Annotated in this window: 19 protein-coding genes; 10 read left to right on the forward strand and 9 right to left on the reverse strand. The window is 64.3% G+C overall.

The window, feature by feature from the left end; genetic code table 11:
• Window positions 1-186 precede the first annotated feature (186 nt).
• Window positions 187-1,179, reverse strand: coding sequence for an adenosine kinase (locus NKH89_RS09500; protein WP_352908642.1), 993 nt, complete (start codon window positions 1,177-1,179; stop codon window positions 187-189).
• 218 nt (window positions 1,180-1,397) lie between these two features.
• Here NKH89_RS09500 and NKH89_RS09505 point away from each other — a divergent pair, with 218 nt between their 5' ends.
• Window positions 1,398-2,288: a DMT family transporter gene (locus NKH89_RS09505; RefSeq protein ID WP_502896882.1), complete on the forward strand. Its 891-nt coding sequence runs from the start codon at window positions 1,398-1,400 to the stop codon at window positions 2,286-2,288.
• Window positions 2,289-2,367: 79 nt separating this feature from the next.
• A complete protein-coding gene (locus NKH89_RS09510) occupies window positions 2,368-3,063 on the forward strand; it encodes a sulfate transporter family protein (RefSeq protein WP_352908645.1) in 696 nt (231 codons plus the stop codon).
• Here the strand turns inward: NKH89_RS09510 and NKH89_RS09515 are convergent.
• The 4 genes from NKH89_RS09515 to NKH89_RS09530 form a co-directional block, all read right to left on the reverse strand.
• Entirely contained in the window at window positions 3,060-4,058 is a 999-nt protein-coding gene (locus NKH89_RS09515; protein ID WP_352484926.1) for a proline racemase family protein, read from the reverse strand. The genes NKH89_RS09510 and NKH89_RS09515 overlap by 4 nt on opposite strands.
• A gap of 14 nt (window positions 4,059-4,072) precedes the next feature.
• Window positions 4,073-4,876, reverse strand: coding sequence for an isocitrate lyase/PEP mutase family protein (locus tag NKH89_RS09520; RefSeq protein WP_352484928.1), 804 nt, complete (start codon window positions 4,874-4,876; stop codon window positions 4,073-4,075).
• Complete coding sequence (locus NKH89_RS09525; protein WP_352908647.1) at window positions 4,869-5,807, reverse strand: hypothetical protein; 939 nt, start codon at window positions 5,805-5,807, stop codon at window positions 4,869-4,871. The genes NKH89_RS09520 and NKH89_RS09525 overlap by 8 nt, the downstream gene beginning before the upstream one ends.
• 75 nt (window positions 5,808-5,882) lie before the next feature.
• Window positions 5,883-6,146, reverse strand: a complete 264-nt coding sequence (locus NKH89_RS09530) for an SRPBCC family protein (RefSeq protein WP_352908648.1) — start codon at window positions 6,144-6,146, stop codon at window positions 5,883-5,885.
• 229 nt (window positions 6,147-6,375) lie between these two features.
• Between NKH89_RS09530 and NKH89_RS09535 the strand changes: the two genes are divergently transcribed.
• A complete protein-coding gene (locus tag NKH89_RS09535; RefSeq protein WP_352908649.1) occupies window positions 6,376-6,960 on the forward strand; it encodes a TetR/AcrR family transcriptional regulator in 585 nt (194 codons plus the stop codon).
• Between the two features lie 31 nt (window positions 6,961-6,991).
• On the opposite strand, the gene NKH89_RS09540 is transcribed toward NKH89_RS09535, so the two are convergent.
• The 3 genes from NKH89_RS09540 to NKH89_RS09550 all read right to left on the reverse strand — a co-directional run bounded on the left by NKH89_RS09540 (window position 6,992) and on the right by NKH89_RS09550 (window position 8,702).
• The gene (locus NKH89_RS09540; protein ID WP_023717929.1) at window positions 6,992-7,648 is read right to left on the reverse strand and encodes an HAD family hydrolase; all 657 of its coding nucleotides are present in this window, start codon (window positions 7,646-7,648) and stop codon (window positions 6,992-6,994) included.
• 13 nt (window positions 7,649-7,661) lie between these two features.
• A complete protein-coding gene (gene dut, locus NKH89_RS09545; protein ID WP_023717930.1) occupies window positions 7,662-8,147 on the reverse strand; it encodes a dUTP diphosphatase in 486 nt (161 codons plus the stop codon).
• A gap of 84 nt (window positions 8,148-8,231) precedes the next feature.
• Window positions 8,232-8,702, reverse strand: a complete 471-nt coding sequence (locus tag NKH89_RS09550) for an Lrp/AsnC family transcriptional regulator (protein ID WP_023717931.1) — start codon at window positions 8,700-8,702, stop codon at window positions 8,232-8,234.
• Window positions 8,703-8,817: 115 nt separating this feature from the next.
• Between NKH89_RS09550 and NKH89_RS09555 the strand changes: the two genes are divergently transcribed.
• From NKH89_RS09555 to NKH89_RS09565, 3 genes are all read left to right on the forward strand, one after another.
• A complete protein-coding gene (locus NKH89_RS09555) occupies window positions 8,818-9,033 on the forward strand; it encodes a DUF6356 family protein (protein WP_023717932.1) in 216 nt (71 codons plus the stop codon).
• A 5-nt stretch (window positions 9,034-9,038) separates the two neighbouring features.
• Window positions 9,039-9,839, forward strand: coding sequence for a class II glutamine amidotransferase (locus tag NKH89_RS09560; RefSeq protein WP_352484936.1), 801 nt, complete (start codon window positions 9,039-9,041; stop codon window positions 9,837-9,839).
• Window positions 9,840-9,995: 156 nt separating this feature from the next.
• Window positions 9,996-11,369: an amidase gene (locus tag NKH89_RS09565; protein ID WP_023717934.1), complete on the forward strand. Its 1,374-nt coding sequence runs from the start codon at window positions 9,996-9,998 to the stop codon at window positions 11,367-11,369.
• On the opposite strand, the gene NKH89_RS09570 is transcribed toward NKH89_RS09565, so the two are convergent.
• On the reverse strand, window positions 11,363-12,439 hold the full coding sequence (locus tag NKH89_RS09570; RefSeq protein WP_352484938.1) for an NAD(P)/FAD-dependent oxidoreductase: 1,077 nt from the start codon (window positions 12,437-12,439) through the stop codon (window positions 11,363-11,365). The genes NKH89_RS09565 and NKH89_RS09570 overlap by 7 nt on opposite strands.
• Before the next feature lie 117 nt (window positions 12,440-12,556).
• Between NKH89_RS09570 and NKH89_RS09575 the strand changes: the two genes are divergently transcribed.
• From NKH89_RS09575 to NKH89_RS09590, 4 genes are all read left to right on the forward strand, one after another.
• Window positions 12,557-13,147: a TetR/AcrR family transcriptional regulator gene (locus tag NKH89_RS09575; RefSeq protein ID WP_352484939.1), complete on the forward strand. Its 591-nt coding sequence runs from the start codon at window positions 12,557-12,559 to the stop codon at window positions 13,145-13,147.
• Window positions 13,148-13,151: 4 nt separating this feature from the next.
• Complete coding sequence (locus NKH89_RS09580) at window positions 13,152-14,078, forward strand: haloalkane dehalogenase (protein ID WP_352908650.1); 927 nt, start codon at window positions 13,152-13,154, stop codon at window positions 14,076-14,078.
• Window positions 14,079-14,165: 87 nt separating this feature from the next.
• On the forward strand, window positions 14,166-15,758 hold the full coding sequence (locus tag NKH89_RS09585; RefSeq protein WP_352908652.1) for a peptide chain release factor 3: 1,593 nt from the start codon (window positions 14,166-14,168) through the stop codon (window positions 15,756-15,758).
• 216 nt (window positions 15,759-15,974) lie between these two features.
• Window positions 15,975-17,066: an ISAs1 family transposase gene (locus tag NKH89_RS09590; protein WP_352908654.1), complete on the forward strand. Its 1,092-nt coding sequence runs from the start codon at window positions 15,975-15,977 to the stop codon at window positions 17,064-17,066.
• Window positions 17,067-17,103 lie beyond the last annotated feature (37 nt).

Below are 17,103 nucleotides of genomic sequence, written 5' to 3' on the forward strand. Positions count from 1 at the left end.
ATCTTGTTTCGAGACTCAGGCGCTTCGTTTTTATGCGACGAACGATCACGTGTGATCAAAGCCTTTCCTCGGCTGACAGAAACGGCAGAGCTTGAGACGCAACCGGGGCAGTGGGCCAACCATTTGGCTTTCGCGTGAGGCAAGGCCCGAAAGATCGCGGAAGGCAACGTTAAGACAGAAGCGTCCTTAAATCAGCCCAGCCTGCTCAGCCTCGTGGCGCAAATTCTGCCTCGGCCGTGGGCCGATCTGCTGGATGACCAGTCCGGCGGCCAGCGAGCCGAGATCGCCGCACCGCTTCAGGCTGCGGCCTTGCGTGTAGCCGTAGAGGAAGCCGGCAGCGTAGAGGTCGCCGGCGCCTGTCGTGTCGACAAGCTCGCGGATCCTGGTCGCCTCGATGGTGACGGTCTCGTCGCCGCGCACGATGACCGAGCCCTTTTCCGAGCGGGTGACGGCGGCGATCTTGCAGTCCCTGCGGATCTGCGCCAGCGCCTCGTCGAAGGACGCGGTCTGGTAGAGCGACTTGATCTCGTGGCTGTTGGCAAAGACGATGTCGACGGTGCCCGCGCGCATCAGGTCCAGAAATTCGTCGCGGTAGCGGTCGACGCAGAACGAATCCGACAGCGTCATCGACACTTCGCGGCCGGCGGCATGCGCGAGCTTCGCCGTCTGCCGGATCGCTTCCTTGGCGCGCGGCGGATCCCACAGATAGCCCTCGAAATAGGTGACGGCGGCGCCCGACGCCTTGTCGGCCTCGACGTCCTCCGGGCCGAGTTCGACGCAAGCGCCGAGATAGGTGTTCATGGAGCGCTCGCCGTCCGGCGTGACGAAGATCATCGAGCGCGCCGTCGGCGGTTCGCCGTTGAGCGGCTTTGTGTCGAAGGCGACGCCCTGGGCATGGATGTCGTGCGCGTAGATTTCGCCGAGCGCGTCGTTGGAGACCTTGCCGAAGAAGGCGGCGCGACCGCCGAAGGAGGCAACGCCCGCCGCCGTGTTGCCGGCGCTGCCGCCCGAGGCTTCAATGGCCGGGCCCATGCGGCTGTAGAGCAGTTCGGCGCGCCTCGTGTCGATCAAGTTCATCGCGCCCTTGATGATGCCGTTGGTCTCCAAGAACGCCTCGTCGCACTGGGCGATGATGTCGACGATGGCATTTCCGATACAAAGCACGTCATAATCCGGCATCAATTCATGTCTCCGCCAAAAACCCACCGGCTTTCTGCCATGCCGGGCGCGGGCGGGTCTAGCGGTTTGATGCGGCTTTGCCTAGTCGACAATGCGGCGATCCGACGAATGTCAGCATAGCGACCATCGTTGGATGGCGGCCGAAGCATTTCTCGCGTGCCTGGCTTACAAGCATGGCTGAGATGAGCGATGCCCAGAGGTGCCCGCCGGCCATGTCTATGAAAACCGACACGAGGATCGAGCTGGTGCTGCTCGTCATATTGGCGGTGCTCTGGGGTGCATCCTACAGCTTCATCAAGATCGGCGTAGCGACGATCCCGCCGGTGACGCTGATCGCCGCGCGAACCCTGATCGCGGGTGGCATCCTGCTTGCCCTGATCCGCTGGCGCGGGCTGACCTTGCCGGGTGATGCCACAAGCTGGCGCCGGTTTGCATTCCAGGCATGCCTGAACAGCGTCGTGCCGTTCACGCTGATCGCTTGGGCCGAGCGCTCGCTGGATGCCGGGCTGGCCACGATCCTGAATGCAACCTCGCCGATCTTCACCTTTTTGTTGACCGCCCTCATCACCCGCCACGAACCGGCGACCATGCGCAAGCTGTTCGGCGTCGCGGCGGGAATCGCCGGAATATGCCTCGTCGTCGGCGCCCCGGCGCTTGGCGGCCTCGGACGGCAATTGTTGCCGCAACTTGCCGTCGTCACGGCGACGATCTGCTATGCTGGCGCGGCCGTTTTCGGCCGCGGCTTCAGGGGGCTCGACCCGATGGTGCCGGCCGCCGGTTCGATGCTCTGCGGCGCCGCGATGCTGGTCCCCTTGAGCCTTGCATTCGACAAGCCATGGACCTTGGCGCCATCGACGGCTTCGATCCTTGCGCTGCTCGGGCTTTCGGTTTTTTCAACCGCGCTGGCCTTTTGCATCTATTTCCGTCTCCTCCACACGCTGGGCTCCGTCGGCACCACCTCGCAAGCCTATTTGCGGGTGCCGATCGGCGTTGCTATCGGAGCCGTGTTCCTTGGCGAAAGCCTTGGTCCGAGCGCGTGGTGGGGAATGGCCCTGGTCGTCGTCGGCGTGGCGGCGATGACCATTCCCCAGGCGAAGGTCGCGCGCTAGGGCACTTGCGGCCTGCGCTGTCGCCGCCTATTCCGGAGATCTCAGCCACGAGCACGTTTGACATGGAATTGGAAACGCCGTGATCCTCGACGCCGCCCGCGCCGCCTTGAGCCGGCTGTTCTCGCCCGAATTCCGTTCCGTGTTCGTGAAGACGCTGGGGCTGACCTTGCTGACGCTGGCGGCACTTTGGTTCGGGATCAAGGGCCTGTTCGACTGGCTGGCCTGGCCATGGATCGATGCATGGCTGCCCAGCCTGCCCTCCTGGGCCGGATGGCTGGGCGCCGTCGTCGCCGGCATCGGCCTTGCGCTGGGCTTGGCGCTGCTCATCGCGCCGGTGACGGCGATCATCGCTGGCCTGTTCCTCGACGACGTCGCCGAAGTCGTCGAGCGCACCGACTATCCCAACGATCCGCCCGGCCGCGTCGTGCCGGCGCTGCGCTCGCTGGTGCTGGCGATCAGGTTCTTCGGCGTCGTCATCCTCGGCAACATCGTCGCCCTGCTGCTTCTGCTGGTGCCAGGCATCAATATCGCCGCTTTCTTCGTCGTCAACGGTTATCTGCTCGGGCGCGAGTTCTTCGAGTTCGCCGCCATGCGTTTTCGCCCGGAGGCCGAGGCCAAGGCGCTGCGCAGGAAGCACGCGGTCACCGTGTTCCTGGCCGGGCTGGTTGTCGCCGCCTTCCTCGCCGTGCCGCTGCTCAACCTTCTGACGCCGCTGTTCGCCGCCGCCATGATGGTGCACCTGCACAAGGCGATCTCGGCGCGGGATGATGCTTAGCGCAGCAGAAAGCCGCGCCCCAGTTCGTCGTCGTCCTCGACAATGAATTCGGCCCGCCCTGAGTAGTAAGCGCGGCCGCCGACGCGGGCGATGATGGCGTCATGCGGCCCGGCTTTGGCCGTGCGCACGACCGCGCCGGAAAAGCGCGAACCGGCGATGCTCTCGAACAGCCGTGTCCGGCCAATCTCGATCTGGCCCTTGGCGTGCATGGCCGCCAGCCGCGCGGTGACGCCCGAGCCGGTCGGCGAACGGTCGACCTCGGCTTCGGCGAAAACGCAGATGTTTTTGGTCGGCGTATCGGAGATCGCATCCTGTCCGTCGGTCAGGATGGTGCCGTAGAGAAAGGCGAGATCGGCATGGTCGGGATGCGACAGCGGCAATTCGGCCTTGAGCTTATTGGTCAGCGCCGTCGCTGCATCGACGAAATCGCGCACCCGGTTCCTGCCGAATTCCAGCCCGAACTGGCGGCAGTCGGCCAGCGCATAGAAGGCGCCGCCATAGGCGATGTCGAAGCCGACTGCGCCGTAGCCCGGCAGCTCGATCCGCTGGTCGCGGGCAAACAGAAACGCCGGCACGCTTTCGAATGACACCGCACCGGCCTTGCCATCCCTTACCTCGACCGCAGCCGAAATCAGCCCGCATGGCGCCTCGATATTGACCGTCGTCATCGGCTCGCGTGGCGCCACCAGCCGCTCGTCGACGGCATAGCGGCCGAGCGCGACGATGGCGTGGCCGCACATCGTCGAATAGCCTTCATTGTGCATGAACAGCACCGCGAGGTCGGCGCCCGGCAGGTCAGGCTCCACCAGCAGCGCGCCATACATGTCGTAATGGCCGCGCGGCTCGAACATCAGGATCTTTCTGAGATGATCGAGATGGTCGCGCACATAGGCACGCCTTTCGAGAATCGTGCCCTTGGGAATGTCGGGGTAGCCGCCGGTGACGATCCGCAGTGGCTCGCCGCCGGTGTGCATGTCGACGACGGTGAGCGTCATTCGCCGGGGCCTACCTAGGCTGAAGATTTGGCAAACAGCGCCTGCAGCTTGCCGAATGGCATGGCGGCGCGGGTGAAGCCGAACGTGCCGTCCTGCTGGATCTCGCGCGCCGCGGTCTCCAGCATGCCGAAGGCGAAATTGGTGAGCCATGGGCCGAGCGAGACGCGCTTTACCCCCGCCATGGCCAGGTCGGCGATGGTGAAGCCAGGCCGGGCCATGACGTTGACCGGCCTGGTCAGCGCCGAGCAGACGGTCCGCACCGTCTCGATGTCGCTCAGCCCTGGTGCATAGAGCACGTCGGCGCCGGCTTTCTCGAACGCCTGCAGCCGCTTGATCGTATCGTCGAGGTCGGGCTTGCCCCACAGGAAATTCTCGGCCCGCGCGGTGAAGACGAAATCGCGTTTCAGCGCCCGTGCCGCTTCCGCCGCCGCCGCGACGCGCTCGACCGCATGCGAAAAATCATAGATCGGCTTGTCGGGCTCGCCGGTATGGTCCTCGATCGAGCAGCCGGCGAGGCCAGCCGCCTCGGCGGCGAAGATCGTCTCGCCGGCACTTGTCGCGCTGTCGCCCTTGCCCTTTTCGAGATCCGCCGAAACCGGCAGCCCGGTCGCCGCCGACACTTCACGGCAATGGTGGATCATCGCCTCGAACGTCACCGCGCCATCGGGCAGGCCGCGCGAAAAGGCAAAACCGGCGCTGGTCGTCGCCAGCGCCTTGAAGCCGAACGAGGCCAAAAGCTTGGTCGTGCCGACGTCCCAGGAATTGGCCATGACGAAGATCGAGGCATGCAGGTCGCGAAAAATCTTGCCCTTATCCATGGATGCTCCCCTCCAGTGCAGAATGTGAGGCAAATTCTAGCCCGGCGGAACGCGCCGGGCAAACAAATGCGGTTGGCTCAGAAGCGTTTGGCGTTCTCTTCTGCCAATCGGTCCAGCGCGTCGGAATCCTTGACGTAGTGCGAAGCGTTTTTGTCCCAATGATAGGTGACGGAAATGTTGCGCGAAGACGCCGCTGGCGGCGCTGGCCGTCGCAGCTTTCTTCGCCCGGTACCGTCGCGTCGGTCACCGTAACCTTGATGGCTGCATAGGGCTGGCCGTCAGCAATCGCCTGGAACGCCGCATTCTGCGTCCTTCGGTTGGTGCAGAGGTTTTCGTCGAACGTATAGATCATGTCGATCAGCTCGAACCTCTCGCTGCGGACCATGATCAGCGGCGTGATCCCATAGCCCTGACTCGAATTGAAATGCGTGCTCATGCTGATGATGGCGTCGTCACCAGGCCCGATCGGCAGCTTGCCCGGATCGCGAAGATAGGTGATGCGGTCGACAGCGACATTGACCGCGTCGAGCAGGGCCGGCTTGCCGGTGATGTCGTAGAGTGCCAGCACCGCATAGCCCTCGGCACTGTCAGGCGAGTCGCCGAGGTCGAACAGCATGGTCAGCCGCTCCTTGCCGCCGGCCTTGATGCCGAGCACGCCGGCGTTGGAAAGACCCGACGTCGCCGGCGGCGAGCCGTCGTAGTCCGGACCAGCGATGTGGCGCATCTCGATCGGCATCGAACCCCGGAAAAAGCCGTCCTTGTCCGCGGCCAGATCGGGAATGACCATCCTGGCGAGATCGAGATAGGTGACATCGCCGTGGCCAGGGACGGCGCTGCCGAGCTCCGGCAAGCTGACGGCCTCCGCTCTGCCCGTCCAAAGACAAGGCAGCAGCAGGCAGGCAAAGATGAAACGAAGCAGGGAGAAGGTCATGCGCGCGCTCGTTAAGTCGGGCGCGCGCAAGCTAGAGCATTTTGCGGCCAAGGGGAAACACCTGGCGTTGCCTCACTATGTTGGCTTGGCTTCGGTCGCCAGGGTCTGCTGGAAAACCGGCACCAGGTGATCCATGGCGGCTGCGAGCCACGCGCCGAGTTCGTCGGGCAGAGTGTCGTGGATCCAGACCAGGCGGCTCCGGCCCTCGCCCTCGGCAAAGACCTGCATGGAAGTGTTATCGTGGGTGACCTCGTTGCCGAGCCATCCCCACACGATCCGCCGGCTCTGCTCGTCGCGAGCGATGAGCCGCTCTCGCACAATCTTGCCGTCGGCGAACATAAGGGCCCGCACGTCGCCCTCCTCCACCCGGCAGTCGACGAAAACGCCTGGGGCTATCCGTTGGGCGCCCGCCGGCGAAGTCGCCGACTGTCGCCCATACGCTTTCCGGTGGAGCATCTACGATGATTTCCCTGACTATCGAAGCCATGTTTCGCCTTCCTTCGTTAGCAGGTAGACCTGTCTGTCTACATGTGTAGATATACAGACCTGTCTGCTATACAGTCAAGGCATGTCCACAGCCCGAATCAACGATCGCCCCGAAAGCCTTGCGCGCCGCCGCATCCTCGATACGGCGACCGCGCTGTTTTGTCTGGAGGGGGTCCGTGCAGTCGGCATCGACCGCATTATCGCCGAAGCCGGCGTTGCCAAGGCGACGTTCTATCATCACTTCGCGGCCAAGGACGACCTCGTCCGCGCCTACATCGAGGAGCTCAGCAAGGGAGGACGGGCGGCCATCGCGAGACTTGGCCGGCGGCCACCTCGCCAGATGATCCTTGCCATATTCGATCTCATCGCCGATGCGGCGGATCAGCCGGGCTACCGCGGCTGCCCGTTCCAGAATGCCGCTGCCGAATACCCCGATCCCAGCAGCCCGGTTCGCCAGGCGATCGATAAGCATCGTCACTGGAAGTGGGGCATCCTAAGGGATCTGCTGATCGCGGACGCAAATTCCCATCCGGACCGCACCGCGGACGCGCTAACGGTGGCGGCGGACGGACTCCTTGTCGTCAGTCATCTCGACAGGCCGGCCAATCTGCGCAGTCTTATACGCGACACGGTCGACCGAGTACTTGGAGCGTCACGCCCGGTCTGAGATCGAGCGCGTACAGCCTGCGCAAAGGCGATTAGTGGATCGGCACCAGCCCGGCCAGTTCACGCATGTCGTCGAACAGGATGCCGCCGGCTTCGCTCAGTCCGTCGCGGTCGGAAAGCGGGTCGCCGTGGTAGGAATAGACGCGCATGCCGGCGGCGATGCCGGCTGCCGTCCCGGCGACGCTGTCCTCGATGACGATGCAATCGGCGGGCGCGAAGCCCATCGTCGCTGCCGCATGCAGGAAGAGGTCGGGGAACGGCTTGCCACGCGAGACCATGGTCGAGCTGAACAGCGCATGCTCGAACAGCGGCAGCAGCCCGGTCAGACCGAGTGTGATGTGCATTTTCGATACCCGTGCCGACGAGGCGACGCAGGTGGCGATGCCGGCGGCGTGCACGGTTTCGATGAACTCGCGAACGTAGGGGATGGCCTCGACGCCATGCGCGAACAGGTCCGGCAGGCCGGCGTTCCAGCGCTCGACAAAATCGGCGCCGAGGCTGACGCCGGTCGCCTCGACTTCCTTCTGCACCGAGACCATGCTGCGGCCGGAGAAATTCTTGCGGCAATATTCGAAGCTGGCCGGAAAGCCTGCCGCGCTCAACCATTCGGCGAGGCGCCGGTTGGCCAGGTTCTCGGTGTCGACCAGAACCCCGTCGCAATCGAAGATGACGAGCTTGGGGATCTTCATTTCGCCGCGCTCATCAGGCCGTGCCGGTCGATCCGAAGCCACCGGAGCCGCGCGTTGTGCCGCCGGCCAATGTGCGCTCCTCGACGGTCGCCTGCGTCACCGGGGCGAAGACGATCTGGGCAATCCGCATGCCGCGCGTTACCGCGAAATCCTCGTCGCCGAGATTGATCAGCAGCACCTTGACCTCGCCGCGATAGTCGCTGTCGATGGTGCCGGGCGTGTTGAGGCAGGTGAGCCCGTGCTTGAAGGCGAGGCCCGAACGCGGCCGGACCTGGCCTTCGACGCCCTCGGGAATTTCCAGGACCAGGCCGGTCGGCACCAGTGCGCGCTTTCCCGGCAGGATCAAGAGCGGCCTGTCGTCCGGGACGGCGGCGCGCAGGTCCATGCCGGCGGCGCCCGAGCTCTCATAGGCGGGAAGCGGCAATCCCTCGCCATGCGGCAGCCTGACGAAGCCGACAGCCGGACCGATGACGGAGGTGGGATAAAGTGCTGCGCGCATAAGGCTGATCCTATCGTCGCGAACGCCGGTCCAGTCAACTCGGCGACAATGCTATCAACGGCTTTCTTTCAGCGCAGTTCCGCCTCAGCGCAGTTCCATCGGAACGATCGTGGTCTCCTTGATCTCTTCCATGACGAACGAGGCCGAAACGTCCGACAACGCCACCTTGGCGATCAACCGCTGATAGAGCCGGTCATAGGCTTTGACGTCGGCGACACGGGCGCGCAAGACATAGTCGAGATCGCCGGACATGCGGTAGGCGCCGGTGATCTCGGCAAAGCCGGTCACCGCCGCCCGGAATTTTTGCAGCCAGTCGGGATCGTGATTCGAGGTGCGGATCAGGATGAACACGGAAAGGCCGAGCCCGAGCTTGTCGGCGTCGACCAGCGCCACGCGGCCGGTGATGACGCCGTCTTCCTCCAGCCGCTTGACCCGGCGCCAGCAGGCATTGCGCGACAGCGATATTCTTGCCGAGAGCTGGTCGACGGACAGCGTGCCGTCGCGCTGCAGCTCGGCCAGCAATCTCCGGTCTATTTCGTCGATTTCCGGCGTCATGTGGGATGTTTGTCCCAAAATTCAGCCTTTCACAAGGACAATTTGGGACCGATGAACCGAACACCCATGCCAGGATATTCATCGTCGGCTCTTCATGCTGGCAGGAGGGACCGACATGACCGCACGGCTCGCAAGACTTTTCACCTCTCACCCGGCTGCGGTCGGCGAGAGTTATTTCGGCCATATGGCTTTCGCCGCATGGTTCTCGTCGCGATTGTTCATGGCGGCTTTTGCCGCGCTCATTCATGCTTTCTTGCCGTTTCTGTTCGAGACCACGGCAAGCGGCATCATCCGTGAGCTCTACGAGCGGACGCATAACAGGGGACGTTAGGCGCTATGTGCCGGTGGGCCGCCTATCTCGGCGAAGCCGTCTTTCTCGAAGACATCGTCACGGCGCCCTGCCACTCGCTGATCGCCCAGAGCCACTGCGCCCAGGAAGCCAAATCGCCGACCAATGGCGATGGTTTTGGCTTGGCCTGGTATGGCGACCGACCGGAGCCCGGCCTCTATCGCGACATCCTGCCGGCCTGGTCGGACCCCAATCTGAAAAGCCTGTGCCGGCAGATCAAGTCAGGCCTGTTCCTCGCCCATATCCGGGCTTCGACCGGTGGCGCCACCAGCCGCATGAACTGTCATCCGTTCATTTCGGGCCGCTGGTCGTTCATGCACAATGGCCAGATCGGCGGCTTCGAAAAGATCCGTCGCGCGCTGGAGAATTCGCTCTCCGACGCCGCCTTCGACCAGCGTGAGGGCGCCACGGATTCGGAACTGTTCTTTCTGATGATGACCGAAGAGGACCTGGCAGGTGATCCGCAGGGCGCCGTATCGCGCGCCACCAGCCGCGTCATCGACGCCTCGCGCCGCGGCGGCTTCGAGCCGGCGCTGAAATTGACGGCGGCTTTTTCCGACGGACAATCGCTTTACGCGGTGCGCTATACGAGCGACGGCCACGCGCCGACGCTCTACACGTCCGCCTTCCGCAATGGCGGAGGCCGTTGCGTCGTGTCGGAACCCTTCGACCGCGACGGCAGCGACTGGCAGGCGATTCCGCCCTCGAGCTTCGTCACCATCGGCAGAGACGGCATGAGCATTCGTCCGTTTGTGCCCGCCGCGGCAAAGCTGGCGCTGGCCGTGTAGATTCCTCGCTACGCGTCGCAGGACAGCGCCGATTGCAGCAGGCAGCGCAATTCCGATCAAGCACCGCCTGTCCTCGAATGCTGAACTCGGCTTGAAGACGCGCCGTTGCCCGCCATTTGGTGAGGCTGGCGCCGCTGGCAAGCCGGAGTATTGGTCATGGACCTCGCCTTTTCCTCCGCCACAGAATTGGTTGCCGCCATTCGTGACCGCAAGATTTCCGCTGTGGAAGCGCTGGACGCGCATCTGGCGCAGATCGACAGGCACAATGAGGCGGTCAATGCCGTCGTAACCCTCGATCGGGAAGGTGCGCGGCAGCGCGCCGGCAAGGCCGACGAAGCGCAGGCGCGCGGCGAAGCCCTTGGGCCGCTGCACGGCGTGCCGTTCACACTGAAGGACACGCACGAAACCGCGGGCATGAGAACCACTGTCGGCTTCCCGGCCTTCGCCGACTATGCCGCGAGGGCAGACAGTCCAGTCGTTGCACGGCTGAAGGCGGCAGGCGGCATATTGGTGGGCAAGACGAACGTGGCGACAATGCTTAGTGACTGGCAGTCGAGCAATCCGCTGTTCGGCCGTACCGGCAATCCTTGGGACCTCCAGCGCACCGCCGGCGGCTCCAGTGGCGGTGCGGCGGCGGCGCTCAGCGCTGGAATGACGCCGTTCGAGGTCGGCACCGACATGCAGGATTCGATCCGGCTGCCCGCTGCCTTTTGCGGCGTCTACGGCCTCAAGCCGACCGAGCACCGCGTCTCGCTCGCCGGCGCCTTCCCCGATCCAGGCGGCGCGCCGCGCAGCGTCCGGCGGATCTCCTGCCTCGGACCGATGGCGCGCAGCGTCGAAGACCTGGTACTGATCTACCGCCTCATTGCCGGGCCGGATGGAAGCGACACCGACCTTGCGCCGGTACCGGTCGAAAGCATGCCGGAGTTGGATCTCAGGAATTTGCGCATCGCCATCGCGCCGTCCTTTCCGGGCTTTCCGGTGGTCGGCGAGATCAGCGCGGTGGTCGAAAGTCTGGCAAAAGAGCTTCAGGCCGCGGGCGCCATCGTCGAGGAAGCCAAATTGCCGGAGCTCGACCTGCACGACGACCTGGAGCAGGGCGGCGTCCTGATCGGCATGATGCTGGAGGCGGCGCAGCCCGAACCACCGGAGAAGCCGACGCCGGTCTCGCGCTGGTTCGAGGCGCTCGCCCGCCGCGACCGCTCCATCCTGGCGTGGGATCGGTTCTTCGACGGTTGCGACGCCTTGCTGTGCCCGGTCGCAATGGTCACCGCCTTCCCGCATTGCGAGCCGGGAACGCCGATCGAGGTCGACGATAGCGAGCAAAGCTACTGGATGCTGCCGGCCTATGGCGCGGTGTTCAACTACAGCGGCCATCCCGCACTGTCGCTGCCCCGCGGACAGGACAGCAATGGCCTGCCCATCGGACTACAGCTTGTTGGCAAACGCTGGTCGGAGTCGCGCCTGCTCGGGATCGCCAGGGCAATCGAGCCGCTGGCCGGCGGCTTTCGCCGCCCGCCCGGTTATTGAGTAAACCGCGCCAGCCCGTAGGGATCAAGCAGCGGATCGCGATCGCCGTCGAGGATCTCGCGGGCGGCGAACAGGCCGACGGCCGGTGCCAGCGTGATGCCGGAATGCATAACGGCGACGTAGACGCCGCCCCCGCCTTCGGCGCGGCCGATGATCGGAAAGCCGTCGACCGGCGTCGGCCGGTAGCCAATGGTGTGGAAATCGAGTTCCAGCCCATCTGCGCCGCGCAGCATGGCCTTCATCGCCGCAAACAGGTCGCGGGCGGTCGCCGCGGCATCCATGCCGGGATCGGCGCCGCCGAAATCCGAGCCGGCGATGATGCGGCCTTCCGCGGTCTGGCGCATATGCAGTCGGTCGCCGATCACCAGGCCGTTGAGCAGCTTTTGGTAGGGGCGCGAATGCACGATCAGGCCGGGCGGTGTCCCGATCGGCAGTTCTATCCCGGCTGTTGCCGCTAGTGCCGGAGAGCCGGCTCCGGCCGCGATCACCACCTCGTCGGCAACAATCCGCCCGGCGGATGTGTCGACACCGGAGACCTGGCCGTTGGCCCGCACAAGCGCGGTCGCGGTAACTCCTGTCAGCAGCCGCGCGCCGCGCCGTTCGACGTCGGCCAGCAGTGCTTGCGTGGCGGCGACCGGCTCGGCGACACCTTCCTCGGCGACATAAAGGGCGAAATCGGGAAGTTCGGTCAGATTGGGCTCGATGCGCGCAGCTCCGGCACGGTCGACACGCTCGATGCCGTAGCCCCAGGCGGAGTGCTCGGCCGCATAGGCCTCAAGTTCGGGACGTGGCAGGTCCCAGCACAGGCCGCCGCACCATTGCAACGGGATGCCGGGCACCTCGTTCGCCAGTCGCGTCCATTCGGCCATCGACCGAATGCGCAGCCGGAAATAGGGCTCCGGATTGCCCCAGCTGGCATTGATCCAGGCAAAGGAATTCGGCGTCGCGACGCCGCCGGCGCCGCTGCCGGCAATGACCGTCACCTTTGCTCCGGCCTTGGTCAGGTGCCAAGCGATGGAGGCGCCCATGATGCCGGCGCCGGTGACAATCACTTCTTTCGCCTCTGTCATGCTTCACTCCTCGTTCCAACGCCACCACCGCGATGCCATTGCCCGTGGGTTCTGCCAAGAGCGCGCGGTATCAAATATGCTTCTTGACTTTAATACGTACGTACGTATTGTATCGATATGGCCAGACATTCACTTCGCGAAAAACTTCTCGACGCCGGTTTCAAAACCATCTGGAATTCCGGCTATTCGTCCGCCGGCGTACGCGACATCGTCGCCGCGGCCGATGCCCGCCCGGGGTCCTTCACCAATCATTTTGCCTCCAAGGAGGCGTTCACCGGCGAGGTGCTGGACCGCTATTTCGCCTATGTGAGCGGCTTGGTGGAGCAGGCCCTCGCCCGAGACGGCACGCCCCCGGTCGGGCGCTTGCGCCGCTATCTCGAAATCATCACGTCGAAGCTGGAGGCGCATGATTGGGCACGGGGCTGCATGATCGGCAATCTCAGCCTCGAGACGGCGGCTCACAGTGAGGCGCTGAGGCTACAACTCGTCGCCATTTTCGAACGCTGGCGTAAGCCCTTTGCCGAATGCATCGCCGAAGGCCAGGCGGCCGGCGATATCACCGACGCGTTCGATGCCGAGGATCTCGCCGATTTCCTTTTGAGTTCCTGGCAAGGCGCGATGCTGCGCATGAAGGTGGAGCGCAGTCCCGAGCCGCTCGAGCGTTTCAAGAATATCGTCTTCAAAACAGTCTTCGCAAAAAGGAGCTGATCCGATGAACCCGAAACTCGAAAAGCAGCAATCCCGCACAATGTTGCCGCGCTCGCAAGTCGCGGTACTCGATTCCACCATCTCCTATGTCGAGGCAGGCACGGCTGGCCCGACGGCAATCTTCCTGCACGGCAACCCGACGTCATCCTACGTCTGGCGCGACATCATCCCGCATGTGGCGCCGTTCGGCCGCTGCATCGCACCCGACCTGATCGGCTATGGCCAGTCCGGCAAGCCGGACATCGACTATCGCTTCTTCGACCACGTCCGGTATCTCGATGCTTTCCTTGAGGCGCTTGGCGTCGCCGACATGGTGGTCGTCGCGCAGGACTGGGGCACCGCACTCGCCTTCCATCTCGCGGCCCGGCGGCCGCAGCGGATCCTCGGACTCGCCTTCATGGAATTCATCCGCCCCTTCGAGAGCTGGGACGATTTCCACCAGCGTCCGCAGGCGCGCGAATTGTTCAAGGCAATGCGCACGCCTGGCGTCGGTGAGAAGCTTGTCTTGGAAGACAACGTCTTCGTCGAAAGGGTGCTGCCGGCCGCTGTGCTGCGCACGATGAGCGATGAGGAAATGGCCGCCTACCGGGCGCCCTTCCCGACACCGCAATCGCGCAAGCCGGTCCTGCGGCTGCCGCGCGACCTGCCGATCGAAGGCCAGCCTGCCGATGTCACCGCCATCAGTGAGCACGACCATTGGGCGCTCCGGGCTTCCTCCTACCCGAAGCTGCTTTTCTCAGGCGATCCCGGCGCCCTCGTCTCGCCGCAGGCGGCCCGGGAATTCGCGGCTGGGCTGAAGAATTGCCGCCTGATCGATCTCGGACCCGGCGCGCATTATCTGCAGGAGGACCATGCCGACAAGATCGGCACCGCAATTGCCGAGTGGATTCCCGAGATAGCCACTGAGAGCCGTGCGACCGAACCGGCCTGACGCCGGAGCATGGCCACTGCCGCCGGAGAGGTCGACAGCTCTGCACTCCGCTGCTAGAAGCCCGGCCTCACACGGAAATCCTGAAAAATGTCCGAAATGATTACAGAAGCGGTATCGCGCCGCCGCACTTTCGCGATCATCGCGCACCCCGACGCCGGCAAGACCACGCTCACCGAAAAGTTGCTTTTGTTCGGCGGCGCGATCCAGCTTGCCGGCGAGGTCAAGGCCAAGAAGGACCGTATCCAGACCCGCTCCGACTGGATGAAGATCGAGCGCGAGCGCGGCATTTCGGTGGTCACCTCGGTGATGACGTTCGAATATGAGGACACTGTCTTCAACCTGCTCGACACGCCAGGCCACGAGGATTTCGCCGACGACACCTATCGCACGCTGTCGGCGGTCGACAGTGCGGTCATGGTCATCGACGCCGCCAAGGGCATCGAGCCGCGCACGCTGAAACTGTTCGAGGTCTGTCGGCTGCGCGACATCCCGATCATCACCTTCGTCAACAAGATGGACCGCGAAAGCCGCGACCCGTTCGATATCCTCGACGAGATCGAGCAGAAGTTGGCGCTGGACACAGCACCGATCACCTGGCCGATCGGCCGCGGCAAGACCTTTTCCGGCACCTACCATCTGGCGCTGAACGCGGTGCGCAAGGGCGACGCCGAAAAGGAGCGCACGCCGGTCCACGGCCCCGATTCCAACCGCGTTGCCGGCCTGCTGCCGGAGAACGAGCGCGAGGCTTTCATCGAAGAGCTGGAGCTGGCGCGCGAAGCCTGCCGCCCGCTCGACCTCGATGCCTTCCGCGAGGGCCATCTGACGCCGGTCTATTTCGGCTCGGCGCTGCGCAATTACGGCGTGCGCGACCTGATCGAGGCGCTCGGCGCCTATGGGCCGCCGCCGCGTGCGCAGGAGGCCGACAGCCGCAAGGTCGAGGCGACCGAGGACAAGATGACGTCCTTCGTCTTCAAGATCCAGGCCAATATGGACCCCAACCACCGCGACCGCATCGCCTTCGTCCGGGTCTGCTCCGGCAAGCTCGAGCGCGGCATGAAGGCCAAGCTGGTGCGCACGGGCAAGCCGATGAGCCTGTCGGCGCCGCAATTCTTCTTCGCCCGCACCCGCGTCACCGCCGACGAGGCGTTTGCCGGCGATGTCGTCGGCATCCCCAACCACGGCACGCTGCGCATCGGCGACACGCTGACCGAGGGCGAGGAGATCCTGTTTCGCGGCGTGCCGAATTTCGCGCCTGAAATCCTGCGCCGCGTTCGCCTCGGCGACGCGATGAAAGCCAAGAAACTCAAGGAGGCGCTGCATCAGATGGCCGAGGAAGGCGTCGTGCAATTGTTCTCGCCGGAGGACGGCTCGCCGGCCATCGTCGGTGTCGTCGGCGCCCTGCAGCTCGACGTGCTAAAGGAGCGGCTGAACTTCGAATACACGCTGCCGGTCGATTTCGAGATGTCGCGCTTTTCCGTCTGCCGCTGGATATCGGCCGACGACAGGGCCGAATTCCAGCGCTTCATCGAAGCGCATCGCGGCGACATCGCCCGCGACCTCGACAATGATCCAGTGTTCCTCGCCCAGCACGCCTTCTCGCTAAACTACGAAGCCGAACGCTGGAAGGCGATCCGCTTCGCGGCGGTGAAGGATTACCAGGTCCGCGACAGAGCGGCTTGATGCGGCGCTTTCCTTCTCCCCTTGCGGGAGAAGGTGTCGCCGAAGGCGACGGATGAGGGGTGTTCCAGGAAACACCAACGTCTCATTCCGTCCAACACCCCTCAACCGTCTCGGCGCCTTGCGCCGATCCACCTTCTCCCCTTACAGGGCAGGGGAATCGCATATGGCGATTTTGGGGTTGAGTTTAGGCTGAGAAAGGATTCTTTGGAGAGGCAGTTGAGCGAAGGAGCGACTGCCATTTCCTGCCTCGAGAGCTACTTTGGCGCGGTGCCTGATCCACGCGCGCCCAACGCCACGCACCGGCTTGGCGACCTGATCGTGATGATGATCGCAGCAAGCCTGTGCGGCGCCAGCAATGCGACGGAATTTGCCCTGCTCGCGCAGGAGCGCAAGCAGGCGCTGTCGCGGCTGATCGACTATGACGCAGCCCCCAGCCACGACACCTTCTCGCGGCTGCTGCGCCTGCTCGACCCGGAGGCCTTCGGTCGCGCCTTTGCTGCCTTTGCCGCAGCTTTCGCCCGAACCAGCCGAGAGACGCCCGAGGTGGTGTCGCTTGACGGCAAGGCTTTGCGGCGGGCCTACGAGAAGGGCTTGGCAGCCAGTCCGCCGTTGACGGTGTCGGCCTTCGCCGCCGAGACCCGGCTGTGCCTGGCGGCAGTCTCGCCGAGCGATGGTGAGAACGAAGTCGAGGCCGCGCTCAAGGTCGTCGAACTCATTGATCTTACGGGCAGATTGGTCACCGCCGATGCGCTCCACTGCCACACCCGCATGGCTGCGGCCATTACCCAAAGAGGTGGCGATTACCTGCTTGCGCTGAAGGGCAACCGTCGTCATTGGCTGCGCCGCGCCAACCTGCAACTGGCCGACGCCACCCCTTCCATTGCCGAGCGCACCGAGACCAGCCACGGCCGCAACGAGTGGCGGCAGGCCGAGATCGTGGCGGCGGCCGAGCCGCTGATGCCTCGCCACCAGGCCTTCATCCGCATCACCAGCCGGCGCGATCAGGCCAGACCTTTGATGCGCCTGTTCATGGCCTCCACGCTCATGTCGCCGCAGCGGGCGCTCGACCTCACCAGAGCTCATTGGCAGATCGAGAACGGCCTGCATTGGATGCTCGATGTCCATCTCGATGAGGATCTCAGCCGTGCCCGCAAGGACAATGCTCCCGCCAACACAGCCCTTCTCAATCGCCTCGCCAGAAACATCCTTCAGGCCGCCGATGCTGCCAAAGTTCCCATCAGCCATCGCATCAAGAAATGCGCCTGGAACGACGACTATCTCATCAATGCCATCACTCATATGCGATAGCCCTGCCTTACAGGGGGAGAAGGGAAGATCGCGTTCG

Source organism: Mesorhizobium sp. M0923, assembly GCF_040319365.1.
GTDB lineage: Bacteria > Pseudomonadota > Alphaproteobacteria > Rhizobiales > Rhizobiaceae > Mesorhizobium.

Coding starts and splice junctions, on each gene's coding strand:
- NKH89_RS09500 (WP_352908642.1), bottom strand. CDS start 1,179: ATGCCGGATTATGACGTGCTTTGTATCGGAAATGCCATCGTCGACATC.
- NKH89_RS09505 (WP_502896882.1), top strand. CDS start 1,398: ATGAAAACCGACACGAGGATCGAGCTGGTGCTGCTCGTCATATTGGCG.
- NKH89_RS09515 (WP_352484926.1), bottom strand. CDS start 4,058: ATGACGCTCACCGTCGTCGACATGCACACCGGCGGCGAGCCACTGCGG.
- NKH89_RS09520 (WP_352484928.1), bottom strand. CDS start 4,876: ATGGATAAGGGCAAGATTTTTCGCGACCTGCATGCCTCGATCTTCGTC.
- NKH89_RS09525 (WP_352908647.1), bottom strand. CDS start 5,807: ATGACCTTCTCCCTGCTTCGTTTCATCTTTGCCTGCCTGCTGCTGCCT.
- NKH89_RS09530 (WP_352908648.1), bottom strand. CDS start 6,146: ATGTTCGCCGACGGCAAGATTGTGCGAGAGCGGCTCATCGCTCGCGAC.
- NKH89_RS09535 (WP_352908649.1), top strand. CDS start 6,376: ATGTCCACAGCCCGAATCAACGATCGCCCCGAAAGCCTTGCGCGCCGC.
- NKH89_RS09540 (WP_023717929.1), bottom strand. CDS start 7,648: ATGAAGATCCCCAAGCTCGTCATCTTCGATTGCGACGGGGTTCTGGTC.
- dut (WP_023717930.1), bottom strand. CDS start 8,147: ATGCGCGCAGCACTTTATCCCACCTCCGTCATCGGTCCGGCTGTCGGC.
- NKH89_RS09550 (WP_023717931.1), bottom strand. CDS start 8,702: ATGACGCCGGAAATCGACGAAATAGACCGGAGATTGCTGGCCGAGCTG.
- NKH89_RS09555 (WP_023717932.1), top strand. CDS start 8,818: ATGACCGCACGGCTCGCAAGACTTTTCACCTCTCACCCGGCTGCGGTC.
- NKH89_RS09560 (WP_352484936.1), top strand. CDS start 9,039: ATGTGCCGGTGGGCCGCCTATCTCGGCGAAGCCGTCTTTCTCGAAGAC.
- NKH89_RS09565 (WP_023717934.1), top strand. CDS start 9,996: ATGGACCTCGCCTTTTCCTCCGCCACAGAATTGGTTGCCGCCATTCGT.
- NKH89_RS09570 (WP_352484938.1), bottom strand. CDS start 12,439: ATGACAGAGGCGAAAGAAGTGATTGTCACCGGCGCCGGCATCATGGGC.
- NKH89_RS09575 (WP_352484939.1), top strand. CDS start 12,557: ATGGCCAGACATTCACTTCGCGAAAAACTTCTCGACGCCGGTTTCAAA.
- NKH89_RS09580 (WP_352908650.1), top strand. CDS start 13,152: ATGAACCCGAAACTCGAAAAGCAGCAATCCCGCACAATGTTGCCGCGC.
- NKH89_RS09585 (WP_352908652.1), top strand. CDS start 14,166: ATGTCCGAAATGATTACAGAAGCGGTATCGCGCCGCCGCACTTTCGCG.